The organism is Halarchaeum nitratireducens, assembly GCF_014647155.1.
Taxonomy (GTDB): domain Archaea; phylum Halobacteriota; class Halobacteria; order Halobacteriales; family Halobacteriaceae; genus Halarchaeum; species Halarchaeum nitratireducens.
The window spans coordinates 218,143-234,033 of record NZ_BMOQ01000001.1 but is presented as its reverse complement, the minus strand read 5'-3'; the positions used below and the strand labels follow the sequence as shown (position 1 = coordinate 234,033).

Here is a 15,891-nt window from a genome sequence, read left to right as displayed (position 1 = left end):
GTGTGAGGGGGAGCGTGACGACGCGGACGGGGGTCCGCGGTAACGGTGAGCGCCGTCGAGACGAGCGCGGGAGAACGGGCGCGTCAACAGTGGAGAGGTCAGTTCGGGTTCTTCCGAGCGAGGTCGGAGCCACAGACGGGACAGCGCTCGCGATCCTCGTCGAACTCGCGGCCGCAGCCCTGACACTGGAAGTTCCAGTCGCGGCGTTCGGTGATCCCGTCCTTGGAGACGCCCTCGACGGTGAGGTCCAACGCGCCGGCGACGTTCTGCATCGCGTAGTCGTCCGTGACGAGGACGGCGTCGAGTTCGAGGGCCGCGGCGAGGACGCGGACGTCCGTCTCGGAGAGGACGTCCGCGTCGCCGGTGCGCGTCGCGGCGTCCTCGACGCGCCGGACGGCGGCCGCGTCGGGGACGTGCACGCGCATGCCCGACCCTTCGAGGGCGGTGAGCCGGTAGCTCGCGGCGTCCTTCAGTTCCTCGCGGACGCCCGGCACGGTCGCCGCCGGGCCGTCGACGTCGTACTCGTCGATGAACGCCGACGAATCGAGGACGTGCACTAGCGATCGATGACGATGTAGTCCTTGACCGCCTGCACGCGTCCGACGGGGATTCGATAGCGCCCGTGGTCGTCCGTCGGGAAGTCGAGGTCGATCTGGTTCGTCTCCTCCGTCTGCTCGACGAGCAGGTCCGCGAGCGCCCCGCTCTTGAGGTTCATCGTGATGTTGTACAGCATCCCGAGTTCGGTCCCGTCCGATCCCATGACTGCCTTCCCGGAGAGGTTCTCAGCGAGGATGTCGGCCATACCCGTGTCTGTCGCCGGGGTTCGTCTTAAAACCTCCACACCGGCGCGTCCGTCGCGTGCCGGGGACACCGGACCGGCGCGCGGCGTCTCGCATCGACGCCGGGACGACGCCGACTACCGCGCGGGCGTCCTCGTCCACGAGCGTTAAGCACCGCCACTACGGACGTCCGCCCGGATGTCCGACACCCTCATCGGCGCCGCGTTCGCGGTGCTGGGCGCGCTCTGCCTCGCCGTCCAGAGCCTCGCGGTCCGGCTCGGCACGAAGACGCACCGCGTCACGGACGTCGTCGCGGCGATGTTCGGCGTCAACCTCCTCGTCCTCGTCCCCGTCGCGGGCGTCGTCGCGTACCCGGACTACCGACTCACCCCGGGCGCCGTCGCGGCGTTCGCCGTCGCCGGCCTCCTCGGCTCGCTCGTCGCGCGCTTCTGTTACTTCACCGGGATCGCACGCCTCGGCGCCAGCCGCGCCGAACCGCTGAAGGCGCTCTTTCCGGTCTTCGCCGCCGGCGTCGCGGTGGTCGCGCTCGGCGAGTCGCTCACGCTCACGCTCGCCGCGGGCGTCGCGCTCCTCGTCCTCGGCGGCGCGGTCGTCGCCGTCGACTCGCGGGCGACGGCGACGACCGCGTCCGGCCGCCGACTCCGGGCGGCTCTCGCCTATCCGCTCGCTGCCGCGCTCTTCCTCGGCGTCGATCCGATCTTCACCAAACTGGGGCTGGCGACCGGGACGACGCCGCTCGTCGGCCTCACCGTGCGCGTCGTCGCCGCGTCGCTCGGCTACGTGTCGTACGTCGCGTGGCGGCGGTGGCGCGATGGAGCCGCGTGGCGACCGCGCGCGAACCGGTGGCTTCTCGCGGCGAGCGTCGCCAACACCGGGTACCTCGGGGCGTACTACGCGGCGCTCGATCGGGCGCCCGTCGCCGTCGTCACGCCCCTGCTCGGCGTCAGCACGCTGTTCGTCGTCGCGGGCGCGGCGCTCTTCCTCCAGCGCGAGGAGCGCGTGACGCCGCGACTCGGCGTCGCGGCGGTCCTCGTCGTCGCCGGGGCCGCACTCGTCGTGCGCGGGTGACGGGACCGATCGGGGGATTTACCTGTCCCTATCTGCTGATTTCGGATAACAGCCGTTCTGGCGTGGGTTTCAATGTCGGGAGATACACAACAGCACGGGGGACTCAGAACCCCCATCGTCGCCGTTCTCGGGCACGTCGATCACGGGAAGACCAGCCTGCTGGACAAGATTCGAGGGTCCACCGTCATCGAGGGGGAGGCGGGCGCCATCACGCAGCACATCGGCGCGACCGCCGTCCCGCTCGACGTCGTGAGCGAGGTCGCGGGCAGCCTGGTCGACCCCACGGAGTTCGACCTCCCCGGACTGCTCTTCATCGACACGCCGGGCCACCACTCGTTCACCACGCTGCGCTCGCGCGGCGGCGCGCTCGCGGACATCGCCATCCTCGTCGTCGACGTGAACGACGGGTTCCAACCCCAAACGGAAGAAGCGATCAAGATCCTCGCGGACTCGCAGACGCCGTTCGTCGTCGCCGCGAACAAGGTCGACACGATCCCGGGCTGGCAGGTCCACGAGGACGCCCCGATCCAACAGACCCTCGACGCCCAGAGCGACCGCGTCGAACAGCAGTTCAACGAGAAGCTCTACGAGATCATCGGCGAGCTCTCCGACGCCGGGTTCACCTCCGACTTCTACTGGCGCGTCCAGGACTTCCGCTCGAACGTCGGCGTCGTGCCCGTCTCGGCGATGACCGGCGAGGGCATCCCGGACCTGCTCACCGTCCTCATGGGCCTCGCTCAGCGCTACATGAAAGAGGACATGGAGATCGACGTGCGGGGGCCGGGCGCCGGGACCGTCCTCGAAGTCAAGGACGAACAGGGCTTCGGGACGACGCTCGACGTCATCCTCTACGACGGCACCGTTCGGGCTGACGACACGGTCGTCGTCGGCGGGGTCAACGGACCCATCGTCACGGACGTCCGGGCGCTCCTCAAACCCCGGCCGCTCGCGGAGATCCGCACGGAGAGCCGCTTCGAGAAGGTGGACGAGATCGCGGCCGCCGCCGGCGTGAAGATCGCCGCCCCGGACCTCGACGACGCCATCGCGGGCGCGCCGATCCGCGCCGTCCGCGGGCGCGACCTCGACGACGTCATCGCGGAGGTCCAAGCGGAGCTCGCCGAAGTCGCCGTCGACACCGGCGAGGAGGGCGTCGTCGTGAAGGCCGACACCCTCGGGAGCTTAGAGGCGATGGCGAACGCCCTGGAGGAGGCCGAGATCCCGATCATGCGCGCCGAGGTCGGCGACATCGCCCCGCGCGACGTGGCGATGGCGACCACCGTCGAGGAGGAGGAGTACCGCGCCATCCTCGGCTTCAACGTCGACACGCTCGGCGACGCCGCCGACCGCGCCGAACAGGACGACGTCGAGGTGTTCCGCAGCGACGTCATCTACCAGCTCGTCGAGGAGTACGAGGCGTTCGTCGAGGACATCGAACGCCGGCAGAAGGAGGCCGTCTTCGAGAACGTGATGCGCCCCGCGCGCTTCCGTATTCTCTCGGATCACGTCTTTCGTCAGTCCGACCCAGCCGTCGTCGGCGTCGAAGTCCTCTCGGGCACCCTCAAGCGCAACACGCCCGTGGGCTACTTCGACGGCAACGAGATCGAGCGCGTCGGCGTCGTGAAGGGCATCCAAGACCAGGGCGAGGACGTCGACGAGGTCCGCGCCGGCAACGAGGTCGCCGTCAGCATCGACGGCCCCACCGTCGGCCGCGGCATCGACGAGGGCGACGAGCTCTGGGTCGACCTCCCCGAGAAGCACGCGAAGGTCCTCGAACAGGAGCTCTTAGAGGAGATTCCGGCGGACGAACGCGAAGCGCTCCACCAGTACCTCGAAACGCAGCGCAAACGCGACCCCTTCTGGGGGAAGTAAGTGACCGGACAGCCGCCGTAACGTTTTCGAACGCGGCGGCCGTACGGTTCTCCGGATAGGTATGCCGAGCGACGAACCACGCCCCATCGAGCGCACCGCGAGCGAACCGATGGCGACGCGCTACGATCTCGTTCTGGCCGCGATCCCGCTCGCATTCCTCGCGGGATCGGTCGCCGCGTTGGCGACCGGGATCGACGCCTCGACCGGCGTGACGGCCGGGAGCGTCGGCGCGCTCTGTGCGCTCGGCTACGCGATCTTCGGCGATCCCCCGATCGAGCGCGGGGGCGGTGGGCGGCCGAGCTGATTACTTCGCGATCGGATCGTCCGAGCGCTTGCGGAACGCCTGTTTCACCTGGAGCGCGGCGGACGCGGCGAGGCCCCGTGCGACCTCCGCGCGTTCCTCCGCGGGCACGAGGTCGGAGTCGCCGTCGCCGAACTCGGGCGTGAACCCGGCGCTGACGGGGTTCCCGGCGGGCGGCCGGACGGCGACCGTCGCGCGCGTGCCCTGTTGGCTCTGCCCGATCTCCGCTCCGACGACGTACTCGTCGGGGAGGTACTGCCGGGTCTCGGCGGCGATCCGCGCGAGGCTGTCGCGGAGCGCCCGGCGCTGCTCCGGCGTCAACGCCGCCTCGTCGTCGTCCGTCGGGTTCCCGCCCGGTCCGGCGTACGGCGTGTTGCCGTTCATACCCACGACCAGGGGCTACGCGGTTGAAAGGCCTTCGCCCCTCAGAGGATGGGGTCGCTCGCGCCGTAGCAGGCGACGACGACCGCCGCGGCGTACTCGCCCGCGTCGGCCCTGACCGTCGCCGTCTCGACGTGCTCGCCCTCGAACTCCCAGTCGCGCAGTTCGCGCCCCGCCTCGAGGCCGGCGCGCACCCGCGTCGCGACGTCGTCGGGGTCGGTCTCGTCCGCGACTTCGTAGAAAAGCCCCGGACCGCCCGGTTCGCGCGACCACCCGAGCCCCGCGGAGACGTGACGCGGGCCCGCGGCGTTCGCGTGCGCCTCCACGACCGTCAGGCGTTCGCCCGGCGGCCCGAGGTCGGGCGCGGTACCGACGGCCGCCACGGTCGCGGTGGCCGGAATCACGGAAGAGACGGCGACGAGGTTGTAGTTGTGGACGTTCGCGTCGGCGAGCGCCGCGTCGTAGGCGGCCATCGCCGTGGGAGCCGTGCCCGTCCCCCAGACGACGCGTATCGTAGCCATGAGGTATCTACCGAGCGAGGCGGGTGAAGAAGTGTCGATCCGAGGGCGCGTTACTGGACGTACGCGGCGTACCCCGGCGTCCCGTTCTCCTCCTCGCGCTGGATCTTCGCCAGGGCGTCCTCGAAGTCCGCCATCGTGACGGTCTCGCGGCCGTCGCGGATGGCGAACATGCCGGCCTCGGTGGTGAGGGATTCGAGCTCCGCGCCGCTGAAGCCCTCGGTGTCGCGCGCGAGCGCCGCGTAGTCGACGGCCTCCGCGAGGTTCATCCCGCGGGTGTGGATGTCGAGGATGCGTTCGCGGGCCGCGAGGTCGGGCTCGGGCACCTCGATGAGGCGATCGAAGCGGCCCGGGCGGAGGATGGCCGAGTCGAGCATGTCGAAGCGGTTGGTGGCGGCGATGATGCGGACGTCGCCGCGTTCGTCGAAGCCGTCCATCTCGTTGAGGAGCTGCATCATCGTCCGCTGGACCTCTGCGTCCCCGGAGGTCTTCGAGTCCGTGCGCTCGGCGGCGACGGCGTCGATCTCGTCGATGAAGAGGATCGCGGGCTCCTCCTGCTCCGCGAGGTCGAAGAGGTCGCGGACCAGCCGAGAGCCCTCGCCGATGAACTTCTGGACGAGCTCGCTGCCGGCCATCTTGATGAACGTCGCGTCCGTCTCGTTGGCGACGGCCTTCGCCATCATCGTCTTCCCCGTACCCGGCGGGCCGTGGAGGAGGACGCCGCTTGGCGGCTCGACGCCGACGACGTCGAACTGCTCGGGGTTGACGAGCGGGTCCTCGACGGCTTCGCGTACTTCGCGGAGCTCCTCGTCGAGACCCCCGATGTCCGCGTACTCGACGGAGGGCGACTGATCGACCTCCATCGCCTGCGCGCGGGCGTCCGTCTCGTCGTCGAGGACGTCCTGAATGCTGAACGAGTCGTTGATCGTGACGCGGTCGCCGACCTCGACGCGCTCGCGGGTCCGATCGGAGACGTCCGTCAGGACCTCCTGGTTGTTCCCGTGCTGTTTCACCACGGCGCCGTCCTCGGAGAGGTCCTCGACGGTGGCGAGGTAGAGCGACGCCGTCTTCAGCGTCTCGTTCTCGCGCTGGAGGTCGTCGACCTCCTCGCGGAGGTCGGCGCGGTGGTCTCGGACCGCAGACAGCTGCTCTTCGAGCTGGTCGTTGACGTCGACCAGCTGGCGGAGGTGGTCTCTGAGCGCCGCCAACCGCTCTTCCGGGCTCGATTCGGGATCGAGCTCGAGCGTCGGCCGGTCGGGGAGAGTAGGGCTACGAGACATCCGTTGGCCGCGATAAGCACCGCATAAAGAAGTCCCTTTGGGTCACGGGCACACCCGCGGCGTCCCTGTCCCTCAGAGCAGGAGGTCCTCCGCGCGGTCGAGATAGTCGCGGTAGACGTCGATGGCGGACTCGATGGGGGCCGGCGAGGACATGTCGACGCCGGCGTCCTGCAGCAGTTCGAGCGGATACGCCGTCGAGCCGCGGGTGAGGAAGTCGACGTACGCCTCCGCGGCGTCCCCGTCGTCCGCGAGGATGTCCCGCGTGAGCGCGACCGCGGCGCTGATCCCCGTGCTGTACTGGTAGACGTAGTAGCTGTAGTAGAAGTGGGGGATGCGCATCCACTCGCGGGCGATGCGGTCGTCAACGTGCGCCGGCTCGTAGAACTCGCGTTTCAGGTCGCCGTAGGCCTCGTCGAGGGCGTCCGGCGTCAGCGGCTCGCCGCGCTCCTCCATCGCGTGGATGGTGTGCTCGAAGTCCGCGAACAGCGTCTGTCGGAACAGCGTCGAGCGGAAGCGTTCGAGGTACTGATCGAGCACGTGCGCGCGCAGCGCCGGATCGTCGGTGTGTTCCAGCAGGTAGTGCGTCAGCAGGCTCTCGTTGACGGTGGAGGCGACCTCGGCGACGAAGATCTCGTAGTCGTTGTAGACGTACGGCTGGTGCTCGCTCGACAGCTGGCTGTGGAGCGAGTGGCCGAGTTCGTGCGCGAGCGTGTACACGGAGTCGAGATCGCCCTGGTAGTTCATGAGGATGAACGGCTGGGTGTCGTACGTCCCGCCGGAGTACGCCCCCGAGCGCTTCCCCTTGTTCTCGTAGACGTCCACCCACCCCGAGTCGAGGCCGTCGGCGACGCGCTCCTGGTAGTCCTCGCCGAGCGGCGCGACGGCGTCGACGACGTAGTCGCAGGCCGTCTCGTAGTCGATTTCGGGCTCCTCGGCGTCCGTCAGCGGCATGTAGAGGTCCCACATCTCCAGTTCGTCGACGTCGAGCGCCCGGCGTTTCAACTCCGCGTGGCGGTGGAGCGCGTCGCGGTTCTCCCGCACCGTCTCCACGAGGTTGTCGTACACCTCGACGGGGATGTTCGGGCCGTCGAGCGCCGCCTCGCGGGCCGTGTCGTACCCGCGCACCTGCGCGCGTTTGACGTCCGCCTTCGTCGAGTACTGCAGCGAGGAACCGATCGTGTTGCGCACCTCCGAGATCCGGTCGTAGAACGACTCGTGGACCGTTCGCCTGAACGCCCGATCGCGTTCCTGGAGGAGCGTCGTGAGGTTCGCCTGCGTGATCGTCACGTCCTCGCCGTCGGGCCCTTCGACCGTCGGGAACTCCAAGTCGGCGTTCGTGAGCATCCCGTACACTTCGCCGGGCGCGCCGAGCACCTCGCCGAACTCCGAGATGACCGCCTCGACCTCCGCCGAGCGCGTGTGCGCCTTCATCCGGAAGACGTCGTCGAGGTAGTGCTCGTAGAGTTCGAGGCCGTCGGTCGCGTCGACCATCCGGTCGAGTTCGTCCCGATCGAGCGACTGCAGTTCGGGTTCGAGAAAGGACGTGGCCGAGGAGAGTTTCGAAGCGAGCGCGGAGCCGCGGGACTTCAGCGCTTGGGCCTCCTGATCGCGCGTGTCCTCGTCGGCGCGCATCCGGGCGTACGCCGAGAGCGTCGAGACGGTCCGCGCGACGTCCTCGTAGGCCTCCAGGAACTCGAGGAGCGTCTCGCCGTCCCCGGCGACGCGCCCCTCGTACTCGCGTAGCTCCTCGATGCCCGCCTTCGCCGCCTCGAAGTCGTCCTCCCACGCCTCGACCGAGTCGTAGACGCTCTCCAGATCCCACTTGTCCGCCGCGTCGATCTCCTCGCGCTCAGGGACGGTACTCATTGACGAACACAGGTACCGCGGCGCTGTTAAGCGTTCCTCACCGCCCCGCGACGCCGTCGACGACGGTACCCGCGACGCGGGCGAGCGCGCGGCGTGTGGCGCGCTCGTCGGCGAAGAACGCGCGCGTGTCGCGGGCCGCGCGCTCGTCGCGCTCGAAGCTCGGTCCGTCGTAGTCGACGCCCGCGAGGACGAGGGGCTCGGGCGGCGCTTCGGGGACGCCCTCCGGGCCCGGGAGGGGGGCGGCGGCGAGGACGCGCTCGACTTTCGATGGCGAGGCCGCGCCCGTCGCCACGCCCCTGACGAGCGACGCGACGCGGCGGACGAACCCCCGAGGGAAGCCGCCGGCGCGCGCCCGCAGGACCACGAAGTCCCCGTCGGGGGCGACCGACAGCGTGAGGTCGCGCTCCGTTCCGGTGTCGTCGCTCGTCAGGTTGTGGAAGTCGTGCGCGCCGGAGAGTCGTCGGGCGGCGTCACGGGCGCGTTCGAGCGCGGCGTCCGGCGCGTGGAGGTGATAGACGTACTCGCGCGCGACGGCGTCGTGCGTCGCGTGGAAGCCGTCGGGGACGTCGGCGTGCGCCCACGCCCACACGGCGTCGTGGAGTTCGGCGTTCAGCGCGCGCGGCGTCAGCCACGCCGGACAGTCGAACGCGACCGTCTGTGCGAGCGCGGAGACGCCCGCGTCCGTCCGCCCCGCGGCCGCGTAACCGGGGGGCGTGGCCGCGGTCGCGTCGAGGACACCGTGCGCTCGGAGAGCGTCCAAGAGCGCGTCCGCCACCGTCGGGACGTCCGGTTGGCGCTGGAAGCCGTGGAAGGGCCGGCCGTCGTAGGCGAGTCGGAACGCGCGGCGCATCCCTACGCGACGTCGTCGTACCGCGGTTCGTCGCGCTCGCCGGGGAACTCCTCGATGGGGACCTGGGTCTGGTCGCCCGAGGCCATGTCTTTCACCGTGACGTTGCCCTCGGCGAGGTCGCGCTCGCCGACGATGACGACCGTCTCGGCGTTGATCGAGTCCGCGTAGTTCATCTGCGAGCCGAAAGAGCGCCCCGAGACGTCGGTCTCGACGACGTGGCCGCGCGCGCGGAGGTCGCGGGCGACGCGCGAGGCCTCCGCGCGGACGTCGCCGACCTGCAGGACGTAGTAGTCCGTGCGGACCTCCTCGGCGGGCCAGACGCCCGCGCGCTCCAAGAGCAGCGGGAGCGTGGAGTAGCCCGTCGCGAACCCGACGGCGGGCGTGGGTTGGCCGCCGAAGGACTCGATGAGGTCGTCGTAGCGCCCGCCGCCGAAGACGGAGCGACCGACCGCGCCCGTGGCGTCGAAGCACTCGAAGACGACGCCCGTGTAGTAATCGAGGCCGCGCGCCGTCGTCAGCGAGACGTCGACGTAGTCGCGGACCCCGTAGTCCTCGGTCGCGGCGAGCACCGCGCGGAGGTTCTCGACGGCTGCCGTCACGCGCTCCGTGTCCGCGAAGGCCACCAGCTCGTCGAGGTCGTTCGACGCGATCACGTCGTCGAAGGCCTCCGCCTGCGAGACGGAGAGACCCGTGCCCGCGAGCCGATCGACGTAGTCGTCGTAGTCGAGCTTCGCGCGCTTGTCCACGACCCGGATCGCGTCTCGGGTCTGAACGTCCGCGTCGAAGCTGTTCAGCACGCCGCCGAGGACGTCGCGGTGGCTCACGCGGAACTCAAAGTCGTCGCCCGTCAGCCCGAGGGCGGTGAGCGCGTCCGCCGCCGTCGCCAACACCTCAGCGTCCGCCTCCGGCTCCGAGGACCCGAAGAGGTCGACGTTCGTCTGGTAGAACTCCCGGTTCCGACCCGATTGGGGCTCCTCGTAGCGCCAGAAGTCGCGCGTCGAGTACCACTTGATCGGCTTACTGAGCGCCTGCTGTTTCGCCACCACCATCCGCGCCACCGTCGGCGTCAGCTCGGGCGTCAGCGTGACGTGTCGACCGCCCTGGTCCTCGAAGTCGTAGAGTTCGGTGACGATGTCGCCGCCCGACTTGTCCGTCCACATCTCCGCGCGTTCGAGCGCCGGCGTCCCGATCTCGCGGAAGCCGTAGCGACGGGCCGCGTCCTCGACGGCGTCCATCGCCTGCCGCCGAGCGCGCATCTCGCCGGGGTAGAAGTCCCGGAAGCCCTTGAGTCGGTCGTACATACGCCCGAGTTGGCCCGGGGCGCGCTTGAAGCCTGTCCTTCGACGCCGTCACTGCGCGAGCAGCGCGATCCCGCCGACGGCGAGCGCCGAGGCCGCCAGGCGCGTCCGGAACCCCTCCTCGGCGAGGAGGACGCCGCCGAGAACGACCGCGACGATCGACTGGGCGTTGATCACCGTCGCCGCCACGCTCGCCGACGCCACCGAGAACGACAGCGTCGTCGCCACGCGGGCAAGCGCGACGACGGCCGCGATCCCGACGAACGTCGGGAGGTCCGTTCGGATCCCCGTCTCCGGCCAGTCACGGACCGCGATCGGCGCGAGGAACAGGGCCGGTCCGAGCAGGCTCACGACCACCCAAGACGCCGCCGGGACGCCGACGTCCTGGAGCGCGACGCGTTTCGCCACGTCACTCACTCCGTAACACGCCGCCGAGAGCAACGCGAGTTGCACCGCGCGCGAGTCCGTGAGCCGCCGGAGCGGGTCGAACAACCGACCGCCCTCGTAGTTGGCGAGGTAGACCGCCGCCGTCACGACGCCGATCCCCACCACTTGGAGCGGTCCGAGCGCCACCGGGAGGAGGAGGACTTCGAGCGGGAGGACGAACGCGGGAACGATCTTCGCCACCGGGGCGACGAGCGTCACGTCGCCCGCCGCGAGCGCGCGCGTCACCGTCAGGAACCCGAGCGCCGCGAACCCGACCGTGACGAGGACGACCGCGATCCCGATCGGGGGGAGCGACGGCACGATCGGGAACCCGCCGAGGTAGGCGTACGCGCCCGGGAGGTACCACGCGGTCGCGGCCGTGTTGACCACGACGGCGATGACCGCGCCCGAGTAACCCGAGAAATAGCGTTTCAGCGAGTAGAGATAGCCGCCCCACAGGAGCGCGGCCGCGACGGCGGGAAGGAGACCGGGGACCATACTGGCCCGACCCCGCCGAGCGCGGAAAACGTTCCGCCTCCTATCGACGCGAGATGTCGAAGGACTTCGAATCCGGCTTCAGCTCGCGCAGCAGCTCCTTCATCTGCTCCTCGTCGAGTTGATCCTGCAGGCGTCCGGAGCGACCGAGGGCGACGACCTGCTGTTCAACGCGCTCCGCGAGGTCGGGCTTACTCATCTTCACCGAGTTCAGCCGACGGCGCGCGCCGTCCGAGAGGTACTGACGGAGGATCGCCTGCTTTTGCTCCTCGGCCTGCTGTTGGGCCTGCTGCTGAGACTCCGCGTTCGCGGCCGCGCTGCCGCCACCGCCCTGCTGTTGTTGTTTCAACTGCTCTCGTTTCTGCTGGCGAAGCTCCTCCAATCGGTCGTCGTCGGGGTTCTCGCTCATACGTCACCGTAGGCGTTCGAGCGGGAAAAAGGCTTAGGACCCCCACCTTTTCCCTCGTCGGGGTCGCTCCGCGACCCGCTCCTCGAAAAAGCTGGACCAAAAATGCGCGAGCGTGGAGCGCTCGCGGACGAGAGAAGGACAACCGCCGCGGCCCGAGAACCGCCGCCGCGACCACTCCTGGCAAAACTCTGCACGGAAAAATCCGCGAGCCGGCGGCTCGCGGAACGCAGAACGGTGAGACGAAAACGGAAACTCCCTCTACGAGCGGGGTGCCGCGACACGCGTCGTGTCGCGGTCCGACGCACGCGGGCTGACGAGGCCTCGCGTCGGGAGCGGTCAGGGGGCGATCACGGCTCGAACCGGCGAACCACGCGGGCCAATCGTCCGCGACCCGAGCGGTCCGTTAGGACCCAGTGGGGTCGGGTTCACTCGCGCGTCAGCGCCAGGCCGTCTCTCGAACCAACCCCCGAAGGGGGTCTGACGGGCTTTTGGCCGAGCGCGGCAAAGGCTCGTTATGCGTAGCGTTCGAGTTCGGGGCGGTCGAGGTCTTCGAGGACGTCACCGGCGGTGTCGTCGAGGAGACTGCGACCCTCGCCGGTGACGATCCGGCCCTCGGATCCCTGCTGCTGTACGAGGTCGGCGTCCTCGAGCTGCTGGAGGATGGTCCGGATGATGTTCTTGGAGCCGTCGGTCTTCTGTCGGGGGGCGACGCGATAGCGCGTCGAGCCCTTCGTGAGCGAGCCGTACTCGGTGCTGAGTCGCTCGACGCCGACGGGACCGTCGACGGCGACCTTTCGCAGGATGCTGGCGGCGCGGCGCGCCCAGAAGTCGTCCTGTTGCGGGGGCATCTCGCGGTCGTGGCCGGTCTTGGCGAACGCGGCCCACTCGGGGGCCTCGACGACGTTGTCGAGTTCCTCGGTCAGCGCGTCGATGAGCTCGTCCGTCGGGGCATCGTAGAGGGTTGCCATTACGCTGTTTTGGTCGGCGGCGAGGGTTAAAGCCATCGTTAGCGCCTCGCGCGGAGTTCGAGCCACGCGGCCGCGCCGCCGCCCGCAACGGTGGGCGCCCAGTAGACGGCGGCGCGGAAGACGATCGCGGCGGACGTGGCGGTAGCGGCCGTGACGCCGGTCGTGGGGACGAGCAGGAGGACGAGCGCGGCCTCGACGCCGCCGGCGCCGCCGGGGAGCGGGGTGACGCTCGCGATAGTAGCGACGGGGACGGCGATGAAGACGATGGCGGCGTTGATGTCGGTCGCGGGCGTGAGCGTCCACAGCGAGAGGTAGAGCGCGAGACAGAGACAGCACCAGCCGAGCGCGGACCACGTGACGGCGATGGCGAGGTCGCGGCGACTGGTGGCGACGCGCTCGATGGAGCGCACGAAGCCGTCGACGCGCGCGCGGATCGCGTCGCGCCCGGGCGCGGAGACGCGCGGGAGGTGGCGGCCGAGGCGCGCCCAGACGGGGTGAACGACGCCGACGAGGCGGCGTTTCGTCGCCGCCCGATAGCGCCACGCCAGCGCGGCGACGGCCGGGACAGTGATGGCGAGGGCGACGACGACGCCGAAGACGAACCGGACGCTGTCGCCGGCGGCGTAGCGAGCGACGTAGTAGGTGAGGCCGACGAGCGCGAGGACGATCGAGGGGACGAAGTTGAGGGTGTCGACGCTGGCGATGGCGGCGAGCCCGGTCTCGTACTCGCTGTCGGTTGCGCGCGAGATGAGGAGGGCGCTGAAGGGTTCGCCGCCGGCCTGTCCGAAGGGCGTGATGTTGTTGGCGAAGGCCGCGGCGGCGTAGAGGAGGACGGCGTCCCACGCGCTCGCGGCGACCCCGAGCGCGTCGAGGACGCGACGGAGGGCGAGCGCCCACGCGACGAGCCACGCGAGGCCGACGGCGAGGATGACGGCGAACGTCCGGGGTTCGAGGAGCGAGAGGGTGCGGGCGATGTCGTCGACGCCGACGACCCAGACGAGCAGGGCGAGGACGGCGACGACGGCGGCGAACCCGACGCCGATCGCGCGAGAGTCGAACTCCATTCACGCGACCCGACAGCGGGCGTGCGCCTAAAGGCACCGACCGCTCGGCGGCGTGCGAAGCGGTGACGTTTTGCCGGCGGCCGCCGCGGTGTCGGTATGGACGAACGGGTCGCGCTCGGCCTCGTCGACGACCTCGTGGACGCGGCGGGCGACGACGCGGCGGTGCTCGGGGAGACGGTCGTGACGATCGACATGCTCCACGAGACGACGGACTTCCCCGCGGGGACGACCCGCTACACGGCCGGATGGCGCGCGGTCGGGGCGTCGCTGTCGGACGTCGCGGCGATGGGCGCGAGCGCGACGGGCGCGGTCGGCGTCTACGGTGCGCCGTCGTTCGACACGGACGACGTCGAGGCGTTCGTGCGCGGGGCGCTCGACGTCTGCGAGCGCGTCAGCGCGGAGTACGTCGGCGGGGACCTCGACGGCCACGACGAGTTCACGGTGGCGACGGCGGCGCTCGGCGAGACGCCCACGCCGGTGTCGCGCGACGGTGCGAGCGGGGGCGAGGTCGTCGCGGTGACGGGCGCGCTCGGGCGGAGCGCGGCCGCGCTCGACGCCTTCGAGGCGGGCGACACCGAGCGGGCGAACGAGCTCTTCCGATTCACGCCGCGCGTCGGGGCGGGCGTCGCGCTGAACGGACGCGCGAGCGCGATGATGGATTCGAGCGACGGACTGGCGCGCTCGCTCCACCAGCTCTCGGAGACGTCGGGCGTCGGATTCGACGTCGAGGGCGCGGCGATCCCGATTCACGACGCGCTCCGCGGGGAGGATCGGCTGGCGCGGGCGACCACGTTCGGCGAGGACTTCGAGTTGGTGTGTACGCTCCCGTCGGAGGGGGTCGCGCCCGCGCGGGCGGCGCTCGACGTGCCGCTGACCGTCGTCGGCGACGTCACCGAAGCGGGCGTGACGATGGACGGCGAGGCGCTCGCGGATCGGGGCTACACGCACGGCGAGTGACGACCGCTCTGCCTTCGCCGCGAGTGAGGCGTGCCCGACTCAGCCGACGAGACGGATCGGGACCGGCATGAAGCAGAGCAGTCCCGCGAGGAGGGTGATCGCGGCGACGGCGAGACGCCGCGTGTCGAGGGCGTTCTCCTCCAGCGGGCGGGCAGCTCCCTGGAAGGCGAGGAAGGACGTGATGAGCCCCCACATCACCCAGACGACGGCGGCGTTGGTGGCGTCGCGGACGACGTAGACGTACGCGGCGAGGCCGAAGAGCGCGGCGGGGACGAGTGGGGCGGCGCGCTCGTAGGCGGGGCCGAAGACGGCGCGCATCACGTGGCCGCCGTCGAGCTGACCGGCCGGGAGGAGGTTGAGGAAGGTGACGAACATCCCGACCCACCCGCCGAAGACGACGGGGTTCACGGCGAGCCCCGCGCCGTACGAGAGCGGCTGGCCGAGCGCCCACGCGATGAGGCGAAGGAGCGGCGGGTCGCCGAATCCGATGGCGACGCCGCCCGTCTGGGCCGCGGGAACGCTGATCGGCGGGAGGAGCAGGCCGACCGCGGTCACGACGACCGTGGCGACGAGGCCGGCGAGCGGGCCGGCGACCCCGATGTCGAAGAGCGCGTCGCGGTCCGGCATGATACCCCGCATCCGGATGACCGCGCCGAGCGTGCCGATCGGCGAGAACGGGATGGGGATGAAGTAGGGGAGGGTGGCGTCGACGCCGTGGTACCGCGTCATGGCGTAGTGGCCGAGTTCGTGGACGCCGAGCACGCCCATCACGGCGAGGACGAACGGGACCGCGCGGAGGACGTCGAGGGAGAGGAAGTCGTCGACGTAGTACCACTGCGCGCCCGCGTAGAGCGTCGTGAGCATCGTGAGCCCCGCGAGGACGACGTTCGTCCACGGGAATCCCGCGCCCGAACCGGCGTCGTCGCTCGCGGGCGTCGCCGCGAGAGTGACTTCGCCCGGACGCTCCTCGATTCGGACGTCGTAGCCGTAGTCGCGGAAGATAGGGAGGGCGGTGCGCTGGAGGGTGCGGCGGTCGACGAGCGGCTCACCGTAGTAGACGACCGTCTCGCCGTCGCGCGCGACCTCGTAGACGGAGAACACCGACGAGAGCGCGCCGGAGGGAGGCGCGTCGTCGGGCGGGTCGGCGAGCATATCGGGCGAACGGGACGCGGCGGTTTAAATCCAGAGAAGCCCCCGCGGAGTGCCCAGATCAGCGCGGCGAAGTCGGCGGCGCTCCGTCGGATGGGGCTGAACGCGAAGCACGCGATCGAGACGTCGTGGTCGCCGGCGGTCGGGAACGTCGAGCCGAGGACGAACGCCCCGGATACGGTGCGGTCGACT

Annotated in this window: 17 protein-coding genes; 4 read left to right on the top strand and 13 right to left on the bottom strand. The window is 70.4% G+C overall.

Going from position 1 to position 15,891, the window contains the following annotated elements:
• Positions 1–98 precede the first annotated feature (98 nt).
• Both IEX91_RS01185 and IEX91_RS01180 read right to left on the bottom strand, forming a co-directional pair.
• Entirely contained in the window at positions 99–557 is a 459-nt protein-coding gene (locus IEX91_RS01185; RefSeq protein WP_188876589.1) for an NOB1 family endonuclease, read from the bottom strand.
• The gene (locus tag IEX91_RS01180; protein ID WP_188876586.1) at positions 557–802 is read right to left on the bottom strand and encodes a PRC-barrel domain-containing protein; all 246 of its coding nucleotides are present in this window, start codon (positions 800–802) and stop codon (positions 557–559) included. Before IEX91_RS01180 ends, IEX91_RS01185 begins: the two co-directional genes overlap by 1 nt.
• Positions 803–977: 175 nt before the next feature.
• On the opposite strand from IEX91_RS01180, the gene IEX91_RS01175 reads away from it, so the two are divergent.
• From IEX91_RS01175 to IEX91_RS01165, 3 genes are all read left to right on the top strand, one after another.
• Positions 978–1,868, top strand: a complete 891-nt coding sequence (locus IEX91_RS01175) for a DMT family transporter (protein ID WP_188876584.1) — start codon at positions 978–980, stop codon at positions 1,866–1,868.
• A 72-nt stretch (positions 1,869–1,940) separates the two neighbouring features.
• Entirely contained in the window at positions 1,941–3,737 is a 1,797-nt protein-coding gene (infB, locus tag IEX91_RS01170; protein ID WP_188876582.1) for a translation initiation factor IF-2, read from the top strand.
• Positions 3,738–3,798: 61 nt separating this feature from the next.
• Complete coding sequence (locus tag IEX91_RS01165; RefSeq protein ID WP_188876580.1) at positions 3,799–4,041, top strand: hypothetical protein; 243 nt, start codon at positions 3,799–3,801, stop codon at positions 4,039–4,041.
• Here the strand turns inward: IEX91_RS01165 and IEX91_RS01160 are convergent, their stop codons facing one another.
• The 10 genes from IEX91_RS01160 to IEX91_RS01115 form a co-directional block, all read right to left on the bottom strand.
• Positions 4,042–4,422, bottom strand: a complete 381-nt coding sequence (locus IEX91_RS01160) for a DUF5811 family protein (protein WP_188876578.1) — start codon at positions 4,420–4,422, stop codon at positions 4,042–4,044.
• A 41-nt stretch (positions 4,423–4,463) separates the two neighbouring features.
• Positions 4,464–4,940 carry a pyruvoyl-dependent arginine decarboxylase gene (locus tag IEX91_RS01155; protein ID WP_188876576.1) on the bottom strand — a complete coding sequence of 159 codons (477 nt, stop codon included), beginning with the start codon at positions 4,938–4,940 and terminating at the stop codon, positions 4,464–4,466.
• Between the two features lie 50 nt (positions 4,941–4,990).
• The gene (gene pan2, locus IEX91_RS01150) at positions 4,991–6,217 is read right to left on the bottom strand and encodes a proteasome-activating nucleotidase Pan2 (protein WP_188876575.1); all 1,227 of its coding nucleotides are present in this window, start codon (positions 6,215–6,217) and stop codon (positions 4,991–4,993) included.
• A gap of 72 nt (positions 6,218–6,289) precedes the next feature.
• The gene (gene pepF, locus IEX91_RS01145) at positions 6,290–8,083 is read right to left on the bottom strand and encodes an oligoendopeptidase F (RefSeq protein WP_188876573.1); all 1,794 of its coding nucleotides are present in this window, start codon (positions 8,081–8,083) and stop codon (positions 6,290–6,292) included.
• A 37-nt stretch (positions 8,084–8,120) separates the two neighbouring features.
• On the bottom strand, positions 8,121–8,933 hold the full coding sequence (gene truA, locus IEX91_RS01140; RefSeq protein WP_188876571.1) for a tRNA pseudouridine(38-40) synthase TruA: 813 nt from the start codon (positions 8,931–8,933) through the stop codon (positions 8,121–8,123).
• A gap of 2 nt (positions 8,934–8,935) precedes the next feature.
• Positions 8,936–10,234: a histidine--tRNA ligase gene (gene hisS / locus IEX91_RS01135; RefSeq protein ID WP_188876569.1), complete on the bottom strand. Its 1,299-nt coding sequence runs from the start codon at positions 10,232–10,234 to the stop codon at positions 8,936–8,938.
• A 48-nt stretch (positions 10,235–10,282) separates the two neighbouring features.
• Positions 10,283–11,155 (bottom strand): EamA family transporter, encoded by an 873-nt coding sequence (locus IEX91_RS01130; protein WP_188876567.1) that lies wholly within the window; start codon positions 11,153–11,155, stop codon positions 10,283–10,285.
• Positions 11,156–11,195: 40 nt separating this feature from the next.
• A complete protein-coding gene (locus IEX91_RS01125; RefSeq protein ID WP_188876565.1) occupies positions 11,196–11,561 on the bottom strand; it encodes a DNA-binding protein in 366 nt (121 codons plus the stop codon).
• A 512-nt stretch (positions 11,562–12,073) separates the two neighbouring features.
• Positions 12,074–12,529, bottom strand: coding sequence for a 30S ribosomal protein S19e (locus tag IEX91_RS01120; RefSeq protein WP_188876563.1), 456 nt, complete (start codon positions 12,527–12,529; stop codon positions 12,074–12,076).
• 38 nt (positions 12,530–12,567) lie between these two features.
• Positions 12,568–13,593 (bottom strand): lysylphosphatidylglycerol synthase transmembrane domain-containing protein, encoded by a 1,026-nt coding sequence (locus IEX91_RS01115; protein ID WP_188876561.1) that lies wholly within the window; start codon positions 13,591–13,593, stop codon positions 12,568–12,570.
• A gap of 96 nt (positions 13,594–13,689) precedes the next feature.
• Here IEX91_RS01115 and thiL point away from each other — a divergent pair, with 96 nt between their 5' ends.
• Positions 13,690–14,550, top strand: a complete 861-nt coding sequence (gene thiL, locus IEX91_RS01110) for a thiamine-phosphate kinase (RefSeq protein WP_188876559.1) — start codon at positions 13,690–13,692, stop codon at positions 14,548–14,550.
• A gap of 39 nt (positions 14,551–14,589) precedes the next feature.
• Here thiL and IEX91_RS01105 read toward each other — a convergent pair whose 3' ends face one another.
• Positions 14,590–15,702 carry a site-2 protease family protein gene (locus IEX91_RS01105; protein ID WP_188876557.1) on the bottom strand — a complete coding sequence of 371 codons (1,113 nt, stop codon included), beginning with the start codon at positions 15,700–15,702 and terminating at the stop codon, positions 14,590–14,592.
• Between the last annotated feature and the right edge of the window lie 189 nt (positions 15,703–15,891).